This window comes from Plantibacter lichenum, from assembly GCF_050587525.1.
Lineage (GTDB): Bacteria > Actinomycetota > Actinomycetes > Actinomycetales > Microbacteriaceae > Plantibacter.
Genome location: NZ_JBOBFT010000006.1, coordinates 1 through 15,619, shown reverse-complemented (window position 1 = coordinate 15,619; position 15,619 = coordinate 1). Strand labels below are relative to the sequence as shown.

14 protein-coding genes are annotated in these 15,619 nt (G+C 68.6%); 8 read left to right on the top strand and 6 right to left on the bottom strand.

Features of this window, described 5'->3' with window-relative positions:
* Nucleotides 1–5: 5 nt before the first annotated feature.
* The 4 genes from ACQ3HB_RS09595 (at nt 6) to ACQ3HB_RS09580 (ending at nt 5,723) form a co-directional block, all read left to right on the top strand.
* Complete coding sequence (locus ACQ3HB_RS09595; protein ID WP_430919794.1) at nt 6–746, top strand: hypothetical protein; 741 nt, start codon at nt 6–8, stop codon at nt 744–746.
* 141 nt (nt 747–887) lie between these two features.
* Nucleotides 888–1,535, top strand: a complete 648-nt coding sequence (locus tag ACQ3HB_RS09590) for a TetR/AcrR family transcriptional regulator (protein ID WP_430919793.1) — start codon at nt 888–890, stop codon at nt 1,533–1,535.
* Between the two features lie 110 nt (nt 1,536–1,645).
* The gene (locus ACQ3HB_RS09585) at nt 1,646–4,591 is read left to right on the top strand and encodes an MMPL family transporter (protein WP_430919792.1); all 2,946 of its coding nucleotides are present in this window, start codon (nt 1,646–1,648) and stop codon (nt 4,589–4,591) included.
* A gap of 139 nt (nt 4,592–4,730) precedes the next feature.
* A complete protein-coding gene (locus tag ACQ3HB_RS09580) occupies nt 4,731–5,723 on the top strand; it encodes an NADP-dependent oxidoreductase (RefSeq protein ID WP_430919791.1) in 993 nt (330 codons plus the stop codon).
* Nucleotides 5,724–5,788: 65 nt separating this feature from the next.
* Here the strand turns inward: ACQ3HB_RS09580 and ACQ3HB_RS09575 are convergent, their stop codons facing one another.
* A complete protein-coding gene (locus tag ACQ3HB_RS09575; RefSeq protein ID WP_430919790.1) occupies nt 5,789–7,102 on the bottom strand; it encodes an MFS transporter in 1,314 nt (437 codons plus the stop codon).
* Between the two features lie 109 nt (nt 7,103–7,211).
* Nucleotides 7,212–8,609, bottom strand: coding sequence for a DHA2 family efflux MFS transporter permease subunit (locus tag ACQ3HB_RS09570; RefSeq protein ID WP_430919789.1), 1,398 nt, complete (start codon nt 8,607–8,609; stop codon nt 7,212–7,214).
* A 167-nt stretch (nt 8,610–8,776) separates the two neighbouring features.
* Here ACQ3HB_RS09570 and ACQ3HB_RS09565 point away from each other — a divergent pair, with 167 nt between their 5' ends.
* A complete protein-coding gene (locus ACQ3HB_RS09565) occupies nt 8,777–9,442 on the top strand; it encodes a TetR/AcrR family transcriptional regulator (protein WP_430919788.1) in 666 nt (221 codons plus the stop codon).
* Between the two features lie 34 nt (nt 9,443–9,476).
* Here ACQ3HB_RS09565 and ppnP read toward each other — a convergent pair whose 3' ends face one another.
* On the bottom strand, nt 9,477–9,773 hold the full coding sequence (gene ppnP, locus ACQ3HB_RS09560; RefSeq protein WP_430919787.1) for a pyrimidine/purine nucleoside phosphorylase: 297 nt from the start codon (nt 9,771–9,773) through the stop codon (nt 9,477–9,479).
* Nucleotides 9,774–9,878: 105 nt separating this feature from the next.
* The gene (locus ACQ3HB_RS09555; RefSeq protein ID WP_430919786.1) at nt 9,879–10,484 is read right to left on the bottom strand and encodes a dihydrofolate reductase family protein; all 606 of its coding nucleotides are present in this window, start codon (nt 10,482–10,484) and stop codon (nt 9,879–9,881) included.
* Nucleotides 10,485–10,622: 138 nt separating this feature from the next.
* Between ACQ3HB_RS09555 and ACQ3HB_RS09550 the strand changes: the two genes are divergently transcribed.
* Nucleotides 10,623–11,255 carry a hypothetical protein gene (locus ACQ3HB_RS09550; RefSeq protein WP_430919785.1) on the top strand — a complete coding sequence of 211 codons (633 nt, stop codon included), beginning with the start codon at nt 10,623–10,625 and terminating at the stop codon, nt 11,253–11,255.
* Between the two features lie 66 nt (nt 11,256–11,321).
* Here the strand turns inward: ACQ3HB_RS09550 and ACQ3HB_RS09545 are convergent, their stop codons facing one another.
* Nucleotides 11,322–12,215, bottom strand: a complete 894-nt coding sequence (locus ACQ3HB_RS09545; protein WP_430919784.1) for a DUF808 domain-containing protein — start codon at nt 12,213–12,215, stop codon at nt 11,322–11,324.
* 204 nt (nt 12,216–12,419) lie between these two features.
* Nucleotides 12,420–14,225, bottom strand: coding sequence for a beta-propeller fold lactonase family protein (locus ACQ3HB_RS09540; RefSeq protein WP_430919783.1), 1,806 nt, complete (start codon nt 14,223–14,225; stop codon nt 12,420–12,422).
* Between the two features lie 458 nt (nt 14,226–14,683).
* Between ACQ3HB_RS09540 and ACQ3HB_RS09535 the strand changes: the two genes are divergently transcribed.
* Nucleotides 14,684–15,301, top strand: coding sequence for a TetR/AcrR family transcriptional regulator C-terminal domain-containing protein (locus tag ACQ3HB_RS09535; protein WP_430919782.1), 618 nt, complete (start codon nt 14,684–14,686; stop codon nt 15,299–15,301).
* A gap of 58 nt (nt 15,302–15,359) precedes the next feature.
* On the top strand, nt 15,360–15,619 hold a 260-nt coding region (locus ACQ3HB_RS09530; protein WP_430919781.1), incomplete at its 3' end, for a putative immunity protein.

The following is a 15,619-nucleotide window of genomic DNA, read 5'->3' as shown; positions in this document are numbered from 1 at the left end:
CAGCTGTGAGATCTGTTTCCATCGACGAGCTGTACCTCCTCCAGCGAGTGCTCGGCGCATCCGGCCAACCGTCCCTCGTCACCGCCGATCTGAGCACGCTCAGACTCCGCACCTCGGTTCGAGCCGACGCCCTCAACTTCGCGGTCGACCCCGCGAGTAGCGACAGCCGCTACGCGGGGACGGCGCACCGGACGACCGTCGCCGGACCTGCCGGCCAGCCGTTGGCGGTGGCCGTGACCGTCGATCAGTACGGGAAGCTGTACGGCATCGATGTCACCGATCCTGCTGGTGGGCGGTTGGCCGTCCTCGCCGCGCCGCAGTACGGGGCAGCGGTGCCCGCTGTGGTCGGAGGCCCCGGCCCCGGCCCCGGCCCTGGCCCCGGAGCCGGCCCCGGAGCCGGCGCTGGCGCCTGGGCTGGTGCAGCGCCGAGCGCGGGGCACGGGACGATGGCGATCGTCGGCTTCATCCTGACGCTCCTGCCGGTCATGAACGTCGTCGGTCTGGTGCTCAGCATCATCGCGTTCGTGCGGGCGAAACGGTCCGGTTCGCCGCGCGGTTTCGCGCTCGCTGGGATCCTCATCGGTGCCGCGGGTGTCCTCCTGGTCGTGGTCATTGCGGCGACCATCGGGCCATTCGTCGTCGACGCCGTCGAGACCTGCAATCGGCTCGGCATCGGGGAGCACCAGGTGGGCGACCTCACATACTCGTGCGGGTACGGGGCGGTCCGGGTCACGCGATCGTTCTAATGCCTCTCCGCGCTCCGCCATTGCCCGCTGAAGCGTGCGACGGGGTGCTGTGGAAGTCTCATCGCGACCCCCGCCCGAGAGCTTCCTGAGACCCTGCGAATCAAGTTGCACTGAGTGCATCGGTGCACGTAGTGTACCCACGTGTCCACCGCAGTCCCCACCGAAGACCGCCGCGCCGCCCTGCGCGCCCGGCACCATCGCGCGATCCTCGACGCGGCACGGGTGATCATCGCCGAGCAGGGCATCGCGGGCATCAACGTCGACCTCCTCGCCGAACGCGCCGACGTCTCCAGGCGCACCGTGTTCAACCACTTCTCCTCGATCGACGACATCGTCACCACCGCGTGCACCGAGGAACTCGCCCTCGTGATCGAGAGCTTCCGATCCGCCGTCAACAAGCGTCCGGCGGGGCCCGGCACCCGGCTGTCGATGTTCGAGGACGTTGCGGCGGCGATCCGCGCGACCGACGTCCCCGGCATCATCTCCTTCCTCTGGAACGCGCTCGGCGGGTTCACGGTGGAGGACTCACGACCGCAGCAGCTGTTCCAGGCCACCTTCTCCCGCACCACGCAGGAACTCGCCTTGGAACTGGCCGCGCGCAACACCGATGTCGACGAGCTCGAAGCAGCGCTCCTCGTCTCCTCCCTCATGCACGGCGTCGAAGTGATCGCGCACCACTGGATCGCAGCGACCGATGCCGCCACGGACGACGAAGCCCGTGCCCTCTGGACCGCCCTGCTCGACCGGCTCATCGCGAGCGTTCGCGCAGGCTACGGCCCCGAGCACTGACCCACGCACCGCTTCCGACGCTCCGATCCGCAACACCGTCCGCACCGAAACCTCCGCACGAACCCCACGCACGACCGTACTGATCCCCCTTCTGACGAATCGAGTCCCCCTTGGCTGAACTGCTGTATCGCCTCGGACGCTTCTCCGCGCGCCGCGCGTGGGCCGTCCTCATCTCCTGGATCGTGATCCTCGGCATCGCGGTCGGTGCGTTCCTCGCGTTCGGCGGCACCCTGTCGAGCGCCGTCACGATCCCCGGGACGCCGACCTCGAAGGTCACCGATCAGCTCGCCGAGTCGTTCCCGAGCGCGAGTGGCGGCACGGGCGCGATGGTGTTCCACACGACCGACGGCGACGCGTTCACCGACGATCAGAAGACGGCGATCGGCAAGTTGCTCGACAGCACGGCGGACCTCAAGGGCGTCGACACGACCGTCAACCCGTTCGAGACGCAGAAGACGATCGCCGACCAGGCACAGCAGGTCTCCGACGGCAAGCAGAAGATCGACGACGGCCGCACGCAGCTGAACGACGGCCAGACGCAGTTGGACGCAGGCAAGCAGCAGCTCGCAGACGGCCAGACCCAGCTCAACGCGGCGCTCGCCCAGGCGAAGCAGCAGGCGGGCGGCACGCTTCCCGCAGCAGTGCAGGCGCAGTTCGACGCCCAGCAGGCGACGATCGACGCGCAGAAGACCGAGATCGACGCGCAGCAGAAGACGATCACGGACAACCTCACGAAGCTGAACGAGCAGAGCACGAAGCTGAAGCTCTCCTCGCAGCTGCTCGACCTGTCCTCCGGTATCCGCACCGTCTCCACCGATGACACCACCGCAGTCGCGAACGTCGTGTTCGACGACCCGCAGCAGGAGGTCACGCCCGAGGTCAAGCAGTCGGTCATCGACCACGTGGAGAAGGACGTCCCCAAGGGCGTCGAGGTCGAGTTCTCCAACGAACTCGCCCAGAGCATCCCGCAGGTCTTCGGCGTCGGCGAGGCGATCGGCCTCATCATCGCCGCGATCACCCTCCTCGTGATGCTCGGCACCGTCATCGCCGCATCGCTCCCGCTCGTCTCCGCGATCGTCGGCGTCGGCGTGGGCGTCACCGCCTCGCTCGCCCTGTCCGGCGTCGTCGACATGCTCTCGATCACGCCCGTGCTGGGTGTGATGCTGGGCCTCGCGGTCGGCATCGACTACTCGCTGTTCATCCTGAACCGGCACCGGAAGCAACTGCTCGACGGTGTCGAGCTGCACGACTCCATCGGCCTCGCCAACGGCACCTCCGGCAACGCCGTCGTGTTCGCGGGCTCCACGGTGCTCGTCGCACTTCTGGCGCTGAACGTCACGGGTATCGGCTTCCTCGGCATGATGGGAACGGTCGGCGCGATCTGCGTGGCCGTCGCCATCCTCCTCGCCGTGACGCTCACCCCGGCGATGCTGTCGCTGCTCGGATTCCGCATCCTCAGCAAGAAGGCGCGCGCCGCCATCGGCACCCCTCGCCCGGACTCCGCACCGACGAAGGCCATGGGCACGGGTCGCGCGGTCGGCACCCTCATCGCCGGGCTCGTCGTGCTCGGCATCGTCGCGCTCCCCGCGCTCGACATGCGCCTCGGTCTGCCGGACGGCAGCTCGGAGGCCGTCGATTCGACGCAGTACAAGTCGTACACGCTCATCGAGGACAAGTTCGGTGCGGGCGTGAACGGTCCGCTGCTCGTCGTCGCGACCCTGCCCCACGCGGAAACCGACGACCAGGTGCTCGCGGAACAGGTTCGGATCGGCCAGAAGATCTCCGACCAGAAGGACGTCAGCGCCGTCGCACCCATCGGTGCGTCCGACGACAACACCGTGCTCGCGTTCCAGGTGATCCCGAAGGAGGGGCCCACGAGCGTCTCGACGGAGCAGCTCGTCCGCGACCTCCGCGATCTGTCGCCGCTGTCCGGCGACGTCGACCTCGGCGTGGCGGGCAGCGCGAGCGGCAACATCGACGTCTCGCAGCAGCTCTCCGACGCGTTGCCGCTCTACCTGGCGCTCGTCGTCGGGCTCTCGCTCATCATCATGATCCTGGTGTTCCGGTCGATCCTCGTGCCGATCACGGCGACCCTCGGCTTCATGCTGTCGCTCGCCGCGACCTTCGGCGGCATCACGGCGATCTTCCAGTGGGGCTGGCTCGGGCCGGTGTTCGGTGTGCACGACCCCGGGCCCATCCTCAGCTTCCTGCCGACGATCCTGATCGGCATCCTCTTCGGGCTCGCGATGGACTACCAGCTGTTCCTCGTGTCCGGCATGCGTGAGGCGTTCGCGCACGATGCCCCCGCACGTCTGGCGGTGCAGCGGGGACTCCACGCCGGTCGCACGGTCGTCGTGGCGGCCGCGATCATCATGATCTCCGTCTTCGGCGGGTTCATCTTCTCCCACTCGGCGATGATCCGCTCCATCGGCTTCGGGCTCGCGTTCGGTGTGCTCGTGGACGCCTTCATCGTGCGCATGCTGCTGATCCCCGCGGTCATGCACCTGCTCGGGAAGAGCGCCTGGTGGATCCCGAAGTGGCTCGACCGCATCCTGCCGAACGTGGATGTCGAGGGCGCTGCACTCGAGCGCAGCCACCCGGCGCACCACACGGCGCCCGCGGGAGACGGGCACGGCGGCGACGGGCACGGCGGCGACGGGCGCGGCGACGGCCAGCACGTCGGCGGGCAGCACGTGGTCGATGGGCCGTCGACGGCGACGCACGGCGTCGTCGGTGCACCGGAGCACGTCTCCGCCGCGGCACTCGCCGCCGGACCCGCCGGACCCGCTGCACACGCCGCGACGTCGACCGAACTGACCCGTCGTGCGGCCGCAGCGGAACGCACGCAGCCGGCGCACATCCTGACGACGGATCCGGTGCGAGAGGACCAGCTCGCGCGCGTCGAGCCCGGGCTCGACGTCATCGTCCATCCTGCGGCTTCTGGTGTGCAACGCGTCGCCGTCGGCGACTACGTCATCGCGGTCGACGCCGACAACGGCCGGGCGGTCATCGAGCCGCCCGCCGGGGGAGTCGTCGTGGTGCGCGCCCCGCGCTAGTCGCACTCGCCGAACCGCCCGAGCGTGCCGAGACCTCCGTCTCGCCTGCGTCCGGGCGGTTCCGTGCATCGTCGGCGTCGTGCATCTGAAAGCCAGCTGATTGTTTGACAAGCTAGACAGATGAGCGCACTATGAAGCCATGTTCGGTTCGAGCAAGACGATGAAGTCACTCCGCTACGCGAGCTACGGCGGCCCAGAGGTGCTCGAGTTCGTCGAGTCCGAGATCCCACGTCCACGCTGGGGCGAGGTCGTCGTGGACGTCCTCGCGAGCGGCATCAACCACATCGAGGCGTTCATCCGCGAGGGCCGGCTGGCCGAGACCGTGCCGCTGAACCTGCCGACGGGGCAGGGAAGTGACTTCGCGGGGCTCATCCGCGAGGTCGGGACCGGAGTGTCCGGTTGGAAGCGCGGCGACGAGGTCATCGGGCACGCGGTCCGCAGTGCGCACGCGACCCAGGTGGTCGTGCCGGCCGGCTCGCTCGTGCGGAAGCCGAAGCGTGTGAACTGGGAGGAGGCCGGCGGCCTGTACCTGGCTGGGATCACGGCCCTGGAGACCCTCGACGGTCTGCGCCTCGGAGCGGGCGACACCCTCGTCATCTCAGCTGCGGCGGGTGGTGTCGGCAACATCGAGGCGCAACTCGCGAAGTTCGCCGGCGTGCGCGTGATCGGCACCTGCGGCGAACGCAATCACGACTTCCTCCGTGAGCAGGGCGTCGAACCGGTCGTCTACGGCGACGGCATGGCGGAGCGGATCCGGAAGCTCGCACCGAACGGCGTCACGGCGTTCATCGACAACTTCGGACAGGACGGGCAGCCGCTCGCGTTCGAGTTGGGTGTCGCTCCGCAGCAGTACCGGTCGAGTGAGGACCGCAAGGCCATCGAGCTGGCGGCGATCGCTCCCACGGAGGAGTTCGCCGTGCACGCGACGAAGCAGTTGCAGCGGATCACCGATTTCACGGCGGATCACGCGCTGCACGTGGTCGTGTCCGCGTTCTACCCGTTCGATCTCATCATCGATGCGTTCGCGGACCTCGAGAAGCTGCACGCGAGGGGCAAGATCATCGTCGGCATGCGCCCGGCGAACCCGGAGCGGATCGTCAAGCAGCGCGATCTCTACGAGGACCGTCCCTGACCGTCTCTGACCGTCCATGACCGTCCACGCGTGGTTGAGCTCTCGGACGGGTCGCGCGTCCGCGTTCACTCCGAGCGCGGATCGGGTTCGTCCGCCGCGCCCTCGTGTCGGGCGTTCCGGAGCGGCGAGCAGGCGACGACGAGCGCGGCGACGGTGAAGACCGCCGCCGCGACTGCCAGTGTGACGTGATAGCCGAAGACGGTCGCGAGGACACCGGTGAGGAGTGCGCCGAAGAAGAACACGACCCGGTTCATCGTTCGGATGGTCGAGTTCATCCGGCCCTGGATCGCGTCGGGCGCGACGGCCTGACGGTAGCCGGTGTCGTTCGCGTCCTCGATGCCCATCGAGAGCCCGTAGAGGAACTGGGCGGCAGCGATCACGGCGATGAGGACGACGAGGCTGCTCGAAGCGTCGAGCGGCATGAGGGCGAGCATGAGCCAGGGGACGATGACGAGTGCGCGGCCGAGGAGGATCGCCCGCCCTGCGCCGAGCCTCACGCCGATCCGGGGAGCAAGCACCGCTCCGAGGAAGCCCCCGACGCCTCCGAAGGCGAGTGTGACGCCGAACGCCCACGCGGGAACGGCCAGCTCTCGCAGCACGAACACCGCGAAGACGGTCGACGCGATGCTGTTGCCGAGGAACCAGATGTGGACGGAGAGCGCGAGTGGGCGCAGCGTCCGGTGCCGGTAGGTGTAGCGCATCCCCTCGACGATGTCATGCCCGATGTGGCGACCCGGATCGCGGGGTTCCGGCTTCGTCTCCTGCACCACGATGCGGGACTGCAGCACGGCGGCCACTGCGTTCACGGCCGCTTCGAAGACGAAGAGCAGTGGGGCGCCGATCAGGTTCAGCAAGGCTCCGCCGAGCGCAGGTCCGGCGGTTCCAGCGACGGTCTCGCTCTGACCGAGCCGCGCATTGGCCATGACGAGCGACCCTCGAGGGACGATGTGGGGAAGGAACGGTTGGGCGGCTGAATCGGCGAAGAGCGTGAGCACGCCGAGCGCCAGGACGACCGCCGCGAGCGACCAGAAGGTGAGCGTCCCCGTGAGGAGGAGCACGGGGATCGCCGCGAGCACGACGACTCGTCCGATGCTGGTGACGACGAGCGCGCGTTGGCGCCGCCACCGGTCCATGAGCGCGCCGATGATCAAGCCGAAGAAGAGGTACGGGACGACGCCGAGCGCGCTCAGGACGCTGATCTCGATCGGTGTCGCGTTCACGACGGTGACGATCAGGACCTGGAAGGCGACGCCGGCGATCGCGCTTCCGAAGGCGCGGATCGTCGTGGCGCTCCAGAAGAGCGCGAAGGCCGGGACGCGGAGGACCTCAAGCGGCGGGCTCGCAGCACCCGCGTCCGCCCCTGCCGCCCCCTCGCGCATGCGCTCAGTGTACGTGGCGTCGATCCGGCATCGTTTGGCGCGGTCCGCGTGCGGGGACTCTGGCGTTCGAATCCGCGGCCGTTTCGCCGCACCCTCTGCGCCGCGATCGCTACACGACCTCGACCGCCGTCGCGTCCGTCGTGGCCGGCGAGTTCGGCCCTGCTACGGCCTTCCGCCGAGGAGTTGCCGGCAGGAGGAAGGCGAGCAGCAGCGGCACCGCGCTCAGCCCGAGGACCCACCAGAACGTCGCGTTGAACGCGCCGAGCGCCTGAGCCGCCGTCGTCACGCCGGCGAGGTGGCTCTGCAGCACCACGGCGATGACCGTGACGCCGAAGGGTGCGCCGACCTGCTTCACGAGGTTGAACGCCGCACTGCCGCGCGGCGTCTCGGCGTGGCTCAAGCTGGCGAAGGCGAGCGTCATGATCGGCAGCGAGATCGCGGCCATCCCGAGGCCCTGCAGGAACTGTCCTGCGAGGAGCAGGACATCGCCGCCCGACGCCCCCGCGAGAGCGAACGGCAGCGTCCCGACCATCGCGAGCACCACGCCGCCGGCGATCACGAAGCGGGTGTCGACGCGTCCGGCGAGGAAGCGATTGATGAGCACGAACGTCATGGTGCCGAGACCCTGGGGGATGAGGAGGAAGCCGGTCGCGAGGACGGACTCGCCGCGGATCTGTTGGTAGAAGAGCGGCAGCAGGAACATGAGGGCGTAGATGGAGAAGCCGCTCACGAACGTGACGATGGCGCCGATGCCGAAACTGCGGCGCGTGAATACCCGCACATCGATGAGCGGTGCACGCTTCGCCCGCACGGACCAGAGGACGAATGCCACGAGGAGCGCGGCTCCGACCGAGAGGGGACCCCACGCGTCCAGGGCGGCGAATCCGTCCGTACCTGCCGCGCGGCTGACGCCGAAGGCGACCGCCACGACGCCGGGGGTCAGGAGCACGAGGCCGAGCACGTCGAGCGAGTGCGTGCGGCTGCGTTCACCGACCGGGAGGAAGAACGGGGCGAGCACGAGTGCCGCGAGACAGATCGGGACGTTGACGAAGAACAGCCAGTGCCAGCCGACCGAGCTGATGAGTGATCCGCCGATGATCGGGCCGAGGATGGGGCCGAGCTGCGCGACGAAACCGATGGTCGCGATCGCCCGGCCGATCCGCTCCTTGCCCGCCGCGCGCGTCAGGATCGTGATGGTCACGGGGAGTACCATCCCGCCGCCGACGCCCTGGAGCACGCGGAAGCCGATGAGCGACGGCAGGTCCCAGGCGAGCCCGCAGAGGACCGAGCCGATGAGGAAGACGGCGACCGCCCCCATCCAGACGCGTCGCGCGCCGAACCGTTCCGACGCCCAGCCGGAGACGGGAACGACGGCGACGTACGCGAGGAGGTAGGCGGTCGCCACCCATTGGGTCTGGGCGACCGAGGCGTGGAACGCCGTGTGGAGGTGATCGAGGGCGATGTTCACGATCGTGGTGTCGAGGATCGTCGTGATCATGCCCAGCATGAGAACCAGGCTGATGAGGTTGAGTCTGCGTGAGCTGACCGGTGTCGGTGGGAGCGCAAGGGGCGGCGTTTGGCGTGATGTCGAGGTCATGGCTGCAACACTACACCGTGCAGTGTAGTTGTCTACACCGGTGAGTAAGATTGTGGGGAACTCTCTGGAGGAGACCCATGGCGAGCACCTCGACGGGCAAGACCCTGCGCGAAGGATCCACGCAGAAACGCGAGGCGATCCTCACTGCGGGCCGTGAGCACTTCCTCGCCGACGGCTTCGAGCGCACGAGCGTCGACGCCATCGCCGCGACCGCAGGCGTCTCGAAGCGCACCGTGTACGACTACTTCGGCGACAAGCGGACGCTGCTGATCTCCGTCGTCGAACAGGCCGTGGCCGCGCTCGGCGCGGCGGTCTCGACGGCGATCACCGAGAACCTCACCGACATCGACGATCTCGAGGCGTCGCTCATCGGCTTCGCCCGAGACATCACGACGTCCGCCATCGGCTCACCCGACTACGCGGCGCTCATGCGACTCGTGTCCACTGAATCGACGCACGTCCCCGAGCTGAGGGCGAAGCACTGGGACCTCCAGGAACCGGAGGAAGCGGTTGCGGAACGGTTCGCGGAACTCGACGGACAGGGCCTGCTCGTTGCGCCGGATGCGCGGCTGGCAGCCGATCACTTCGTGGCGCTGACCCTCTCGCCGTTCGCTGCGAGCATCGGTGGGACAGCGGCGGCCGTGCGCGACGAGCCGGACGCGGAGCGGCTCATCGTCGAAGGCGTGCGCGCGTTCCTCCGGGCGTACGGCTGCGATCCGGGCGCGGTCTCGGCTCCAGCCTGAGCGACCCGAAGCTCGCGTCTGACGAGGGAGCCGGTCAGGCGTCGAGGTAGCGGCAGAGGTACGCCGTCGGCACCTCGACCCGGAGCTGGAAGCTGCTCTCGCCTGGAACGTGGAAGCGCGTGCCGGCGGAGAAGCGCTGCCAGACGTCGGTTGACGGCAGGAGCACGTGCAGCTCGCCGCTCACGACCGACATCTCCTCGGCCTTGCCCGTGCCGAAGGTGTACTCGCCCGGCTCCATCACGCCGACGCTCGCCGAAGCGGCATCGGGGGAGTCGATGGTGAAACCGATGGATTTCACTGCACCTGCGAAGTACTCGTTGCTCGTCAGCACTGGCATCCTCTCGGCCTGTTCACGGAGTCTCCACCATACCGAACGCCTTGAGCCAGGGGTCCCTGAAGGTGGGTCTGGGACGCTGGAGGGGGCAGGCGGCAGTGGTCAGCTGCGTCGGCGGTAGCGGATGTGCGTGGCGAGCGGTGAGTGCAGGACCTCGACGGGCTCGAATTCGAACGACTCGGAGCCGCCGAAGATCCGCTCGCCGGAGCCGAGGAGCACCGGAGCGACGTCGAGGGTGAGCTCATCGATGACGCCTGCCGCGAGTGCCTGCCGGACCGTGGAGGCGCCGCCCGCGATGTCGATGCCCCGATCGCCCGCGGCCTCCTGTGCGAGCGCGTAGGCGGCGTCGAACCCGTCCGTGACGAAGTGGAAGGTCGTGCCGCCCTCCAACTCGATCGGCTCGTGCGCGTGATGCGTGAGCACGAACACCGGCGCATGGTACGGCGGCTCAGACCCCCACCATCCCCGCCAGTCCTCGTCCCAATCGCCGCGGATCGGACCGAACATGTTGCGGCCCATCACATAGGCTCCGCGAGGTCGCATGAGCCAGCCGACCGCGGTGTCGTCCGCTTCGGTGGCGCGTGCATCGCCCATGTGCCATCGATGCAGTTCCTGACCGCGTCTCCCGAGCCCCTGTTCCAGACTCTGGGCCGGGCCGGCGACGAAGCCGTCCAAGGAGATCGACATGTGGCAGGTGGTGTCCGACATCGGCGAGCCTTTCGCGCATGCTCGCGAGGTGCGAGCGCTGACCGCAATCTACCCGAGGCCGATGACGAATTGAAGAGCGTGATCGATCGCGGAGGATTCGACTGTCGGGCGGCGGCCGAAGCGGTCTATGGTCGAGGTATGTCGGGTTCAGCGCCCTCCCCTGAAGGGCATGTCGTTCACCTGTTGCAGCACTGGGGAGAGGCCGCCCCACCTGCCTCGTTGCGGGTGAAGCGGAAACTCGGACCCTCCGCACGGGTCGCACTCGTGCTCGTGCTGAGCGTGGCCGCAATCCTCTGCCTCGCCAGCATCATCGCGTTGTGGACGAATCCGACGCCGGGTTGGTGGTTCTCGCTGCTCTTCACCGTGATGCTCGGGGGACTGTGCCTCGCGCTCTGGGGCGCCTACTTCGGAGCTGTGCGATCCGGCGCCGACCGTGAGCGGGCTGCGGCGCGGTGGACGGAGACGCTCGGCGCCGTCCGTGCACGCTCGGGGGTCGTCTCCGCGCGGAGTGTCGGGACGACGGAGGACGGATCGGTGTCCCAGTTCACGCTGACGGTGCGAACCGAGGACGGGGCCACGGTGGCGGGTGTCTGGCGCCCGCGGACGACGCGCCCGTTGCTGCAGTCGCAGGTGCCCGGGGTGGGTGCTTCCGCGAGGGTGTGGAGCGTTCCTGCTGCCGCAACCACCGCCGAACCGCTCGTGATCGAGGTGCTCGACCCGACGGTCGCGGCCGATGCGGCGACGTCCGGCGCCGACAAGTACGTGGACTGAGCCCGGACAAGGAGGCCGACCGCCAGTCGATCAGTCAGCCAGCGTCTGTCAGCTGGTCAGCGTCGCTCAGTGCGCGTCGGCGCTCGTCGGTTCGCGGTGGGTGAGCCGCTTCACCCCGGTCACGATCACGACGATCAGCAGGCCGAGCACGAGCCCGAAGACGGCCGACACTGCGGTGTCCGCGAGCCAGACGACGACGGGACCGGCCGCTTCGATCGCGTGGGTCACGACGTGCAGGAGATCATACGGGCCGGTCCAGAACGTCTCCGCGAGGTTGGCGATGACGAGGTGTCCGCCGACCCACAGCATCGCGACGGTGCCCACGATGCTGATGACACGGAACACGGCGGGCATGGACGCCACGATGCGCGCGCCCGTGCGTCGCACGCGTCTCGTCGGGTGCTTCATGAGGCGGAGCCCGATGTCGTCGATCTTGACGAGGATGGCGACGGCGCCGTAGACGAGCGCCGTCATGGCGAGCGCGATCACCGCGAGGGCGCCGAGCGTCAGCCAGATCCCGAAGTCGGGGTCGAGGCTCGCCAGGGCGATGAGCATGATCTCGGTGCTGAGGATGAGGTCGGTGCGGATCGCGCCGAAGACGAGCTTCTTCTCGTCGCGCGACCCCGTCTCATCGGCCGCGTGGTGCACACCGAAACATTCGGTGACCTTCTCTGCGCCCTCGAAGCACAGGTAGGTTCCGCCGATGATCAAGAGGAACGGCAGCACCCAGGGCGCGAACGCCGTGAGCAGCAGGGCGACCGGGATGATGATGACGAACTTGTTGAAGAGGCTCCCGAGGGAGATCCGCCAGACGACGGGCAGTTCGCGTGCCGGCGTGAGGCCCTGGACGTACTGCGGGGTCACGGCGGCATCGTCGATGACGACACCGGCGGTCTTGGCGCTCGCCTTGAGCGCCGCCGTGAGGATGTCGTCGACGACGGCCAACAGTCCGACCGACATGTGGTGCTCCTTCGCTGTACGGGTGAGGCCCCGCCGCGCAGCGGGACGACCTCAACCGTAGTGGGCGAGGAGCCGTGCGGGCGGCATCGTGCACCAGGAACCGGCGACGCGATGTGACGCGATGCGCTCGCCGCACGCGAACGTCTCCTCGCTGCTCCGCCGAGCCGATGCCGACTCGGCGGAGCAGTCCGTGGCTGAATCCGACTACCTGTTGAGGAGATCGGTGCCGCGTCTGCGACGGATGCCTCCGCCGAGCGCGATGCCCGCGCCGCCGAGGACGAGCGTGCCCGCGATGAGGAGCAGTGCGGTGAGCGCATCGAATCCGGTAGAAGCGAGGCCTGCGGAGGAAGACCGTGCGGCCGCTCCCGTGTCCGGGGCCGTCGTCGGAGTCGGGCCCGGGGGCACGACGCCGGCACCGGGCTGCAGCAGGATCTCAGCATGCTCGCCAGGGCCGGCCTCGTTGTGCGCGATGGCGCGGAAGCGGTGGGCGGCGCCGGGGTCCAGGCCGGTGATCGTGGCGCTCCGGGCCTCGGTCTCCGCGGCGAGGGTCCACTCGTCGTCGCCGACCGCCGCGTGCCACACGGAGTACCCGGTGAGCGTCGCGCCGCCATCCGACTCCGGGGCGGACCACGTCATGTCCACCGTGCCATCGTGGGAGGTGCCGGCGACGCGCGTCGGAGCCCCCGGAACGGTGAAGTAGCGGAAGGGTTCGTCGAGCGCCAGGTCGCCGGAAGAGTGTCGGACGACGACATCGACCGGCCCCTGAGTGTTGGCGGGAGCCGTCGCGGTCAGGGTCGTGCCGTCGGCGGAGACGGCGATGTTCGTGGCAGCGGTGTCGCCGAAGGTCACCGCGGTGGTCCCGATGAGGCGCTCGCCGAGGATGGTGACGGCCGTCCCACCGCTGATCGCCCCGCGCGACGGGGACATCGATGCGACAGACGCCGAGGGAGAGGACACCGATACCCGTGTGACCGCGTTGCCCTGGCGTTCAATGACGAGTGCTGCGCTGTCGTCGGAGGTGAGCGCGATCCCGATCGGCCCGGAACCGACGTAGCCCGGCACCGCACCGATCTCGCTGCGGGCCGCCGTGTCGATGATCGACACGGTCCCTCCGATCAGATTCGTCACGTACGCGAACGCGCCGTCCTTCGAGAGTGCGATCCCGGTGGGCCGGTTCCCGACGGCGAACGACGAGACCTCGGCGCTCGTCTCGACATCGATCACGGAGACGGTGCCGGATTCCGTGTTCGTCGCGAATGCGGTGCGCCCGTCAGGGGCGAAGACGATCGCGTGCGGTCCGCGACCGTTGTAGGAGTAGACCGTGCCGAGCATCCGGTTCGTGGCGGTGTCGATGACCACGACCGAGTTCGAACCGAGGTTCGCGACGTAGACGCGCGATCCGTCCGGTGAGACGGCGACTCCGCCCAGGATGTACCCGGCGAACCCGCTGATCCGGCTCGTCACGGTGTGCGTCGTGGTGTCGATGACGTGCAGCGTCCTGTTCCAGCCGTCGGCCACGTACGCCTTCGCGCCGTCGGGGGAGAACGCGAGCCGGTTCGTCCCGTACCCCGTGTAGGACTGGACCGATCCCACCTCGGAGTTGGTGGACGTGTCGATGACGGACACGGAGTTGCCGCCCGTCACGTAGGCAGTCGTCCCGTCGGGGGAGACCGCGACGTCGTACGGGGAGGTGACGGTGAGCCCCTCCACCGTTCCCGTCACGGCGTTCGATGCTGCATCGATGATCGACACGCTGTTCGAGGCGTAGTCGGTCACGTAGAAGGTGTTGCCGTCGGGTGTTGCCGCGATGCCGTAGGGGGTCGCGCCGGAGTAGCCGACGACGGGTGCGGGTGCGGGTGCGGGTGCGGGTGCGGCAGCGCTGGCGGACGCGGCGTGGTTGGCGGGCTCCATGCTGCTGGGGGTCGGCGGGGCTGCGGTGGCAGCGGCGGGAAGTGGTGCGATGCCGACCGCCAGGGTGGCGACGGCGGCGGTCGCGGACCATCCCGCCACTCGGCGTATGAGGCGCCGCGACGGGAGGAGTGATCGGGAATGGCGCGGGTGCTGCCGCGGTGGACTGAACTGCATGTGACGTGCTCCTAGGGGTGTTCGCGCGCGGGCTCGCGGACGGGTGCATCCGCGAGGCCGCATGCTGCGATCGGGTGTGAAGTGGCCGGGATCGGGTCCTTGCACGATTCAGGACCGGGTGCGCAATTCAGGACGATCGGGCGGCGCGTCGGCTCAGATCGTCCTGAATTGTGCGGATGTTCCTGAATTCTGCAACGGCGCACCTGAACCATAACGGCTCTGGTATTTCACGACGAAGTGCCAAACAAATCCGGGATCGCCTGCCCGGGTATGGATGTCGGTCTGTTTGAAGTGCCGCGTATTCCGCAGGAGTTTAAGAGGATTGGATGCTAGAATTTTAGATGAAAATGAGCGTGTGATGCGAGAGCTAGAGGAGTGCACGGATGACGGAACCACGGAAGCGGGGGCGGCCTCGCGCGCTGAGCGAAGTGGTCGTGTTCGATGCGGCGCGCTCGATGGCGAACGCGACCGGCATGGAGAGCGTCTCCTTCCGTGCTCTCGGCCAGGTGCTCGCGGTCGCCCCCGATACAGTCAAGCGGGCGGTCGGAAGCCTCGACCGGCTGCGCTTCCTCCTCATGGTCGACGCCGTCGACGAGGGGTCCGCGCGACTGTCCTGTCCCGGTGACTGGGAGAGCACCGTCCGGGCCTTCGCGCACACCGCGGCGGACGTGTTGCAGTCGCAACCGCTTGTCCTCGAATTCCACACCAGGCACTCGCCCCTGCGATCAGACCGCGGGGACGCGCTCATGTATCGTGTCGTCTCCGTGCTGGAAGAGGCTGGTCTCGATCCGGCGACCGCGACCTACGCGTTCTTCGTCGTCTACGACTTCGTGGTGGGGCACGTCTCGGTGAAGCTCGGACGCGGAGACTCGGTGGAAGGGCGGCCTGACAGCCATCCGGTCGTCGCAGCCAGAATCGGTGTGCACGACTACGGAACTCGATTCGAGCTGGGGCTCGACATCGTCGTCGCGGGGATCGCGGCTCTACGCGATCGAGCCTGAGCGTGCCGACGATCTGTTCGGCGGTGGTCCACCAGAGGGGTCGTGCGAGACTGCTGGTATGGTCTCCCCGCAGTCGTTGAGTGAAGCAGACCGCCGCATCGTCGCCGCCTGGGCCGCGGACTGTGCCGAACGGGTTCTGCCGGTGTTCGAGGCCGAAGCGCCCGACGATGACCGGCCCCGCGATGCGATCGCTCGCGCGCGCGAGTTCTCCGCGGGTGCACGCGACGCCGCCGGCGAGATCGCACAGCGGTTCGTCGCTGGGCGAGCGGCGAACGCGGTGAGATCACCGGCGGCGGTGGCCGCGGCACGGGCGGCGGC

Excerpts from the sequence above, each read along its gene's own strand:
- ACQ3HB_RS09565 (WP_430919788.1), top strand. The coding sequence starts at position 8,777 with ATGGCGAGCACCTCGACGGGCAAGACCCTGCGCGAAGGATCCACGCAG.
- ACQ3HB_RS09580 (WP_430919791.1), top strand. The coding sequence starts at position 4,731 with ATGTTCGGTTCGAGCAAGACGATGAAGTCACTCCGCTACGCGAGCTAC.
- ACQ3HB_RS09550 (WP_430919785.1), top strand. The coding sequence starts at position 10,623 with ATGTCGGGTTCAGCGCCCTCCCCTGAAGGGCATGTCGTTCACCTGTTG.
- ACQ3HB_RS09570 (WP_430919789.1), bottom strand. The coding sequence starts at position 8,609 with ATGCTGGGCATGATCACGACGATCCTCGACACCACGATCGTGAACATC.
- ACQ3HB_RS09575 (WP_430919790.1), bottom strand. The coding sequence starts at position 7,102 with ATGCGCGAGGGGGCGGCAGGGGCGGACGCGGGTGCTGCGAGCCCGCCG.
- ACQ3HB_RS09555 (WP_430919786.1), bottom strand. The coding sequence starts at position 10,484 with ATGTCGGACACCACCTGCCACATGTCGATCTCCTTGGACGGCTTCGTC.
- ACQ3HB_RS09535 (WP_430919782.1), top strand. The coding sequence starts at position 14,684 with ATGACGGAACCACGGAAGCGGGGGCGGCCTCGCGCGCTGAGCGAAGTG.
- ACQ3HB_RS09545 (WP_430919784.1), bottom strand. The coding sequence starts at position 12,215 with ATGTCGGTCGGACTGTTGGCCGTCGTCGACGACATCCTCACGGCGGCG.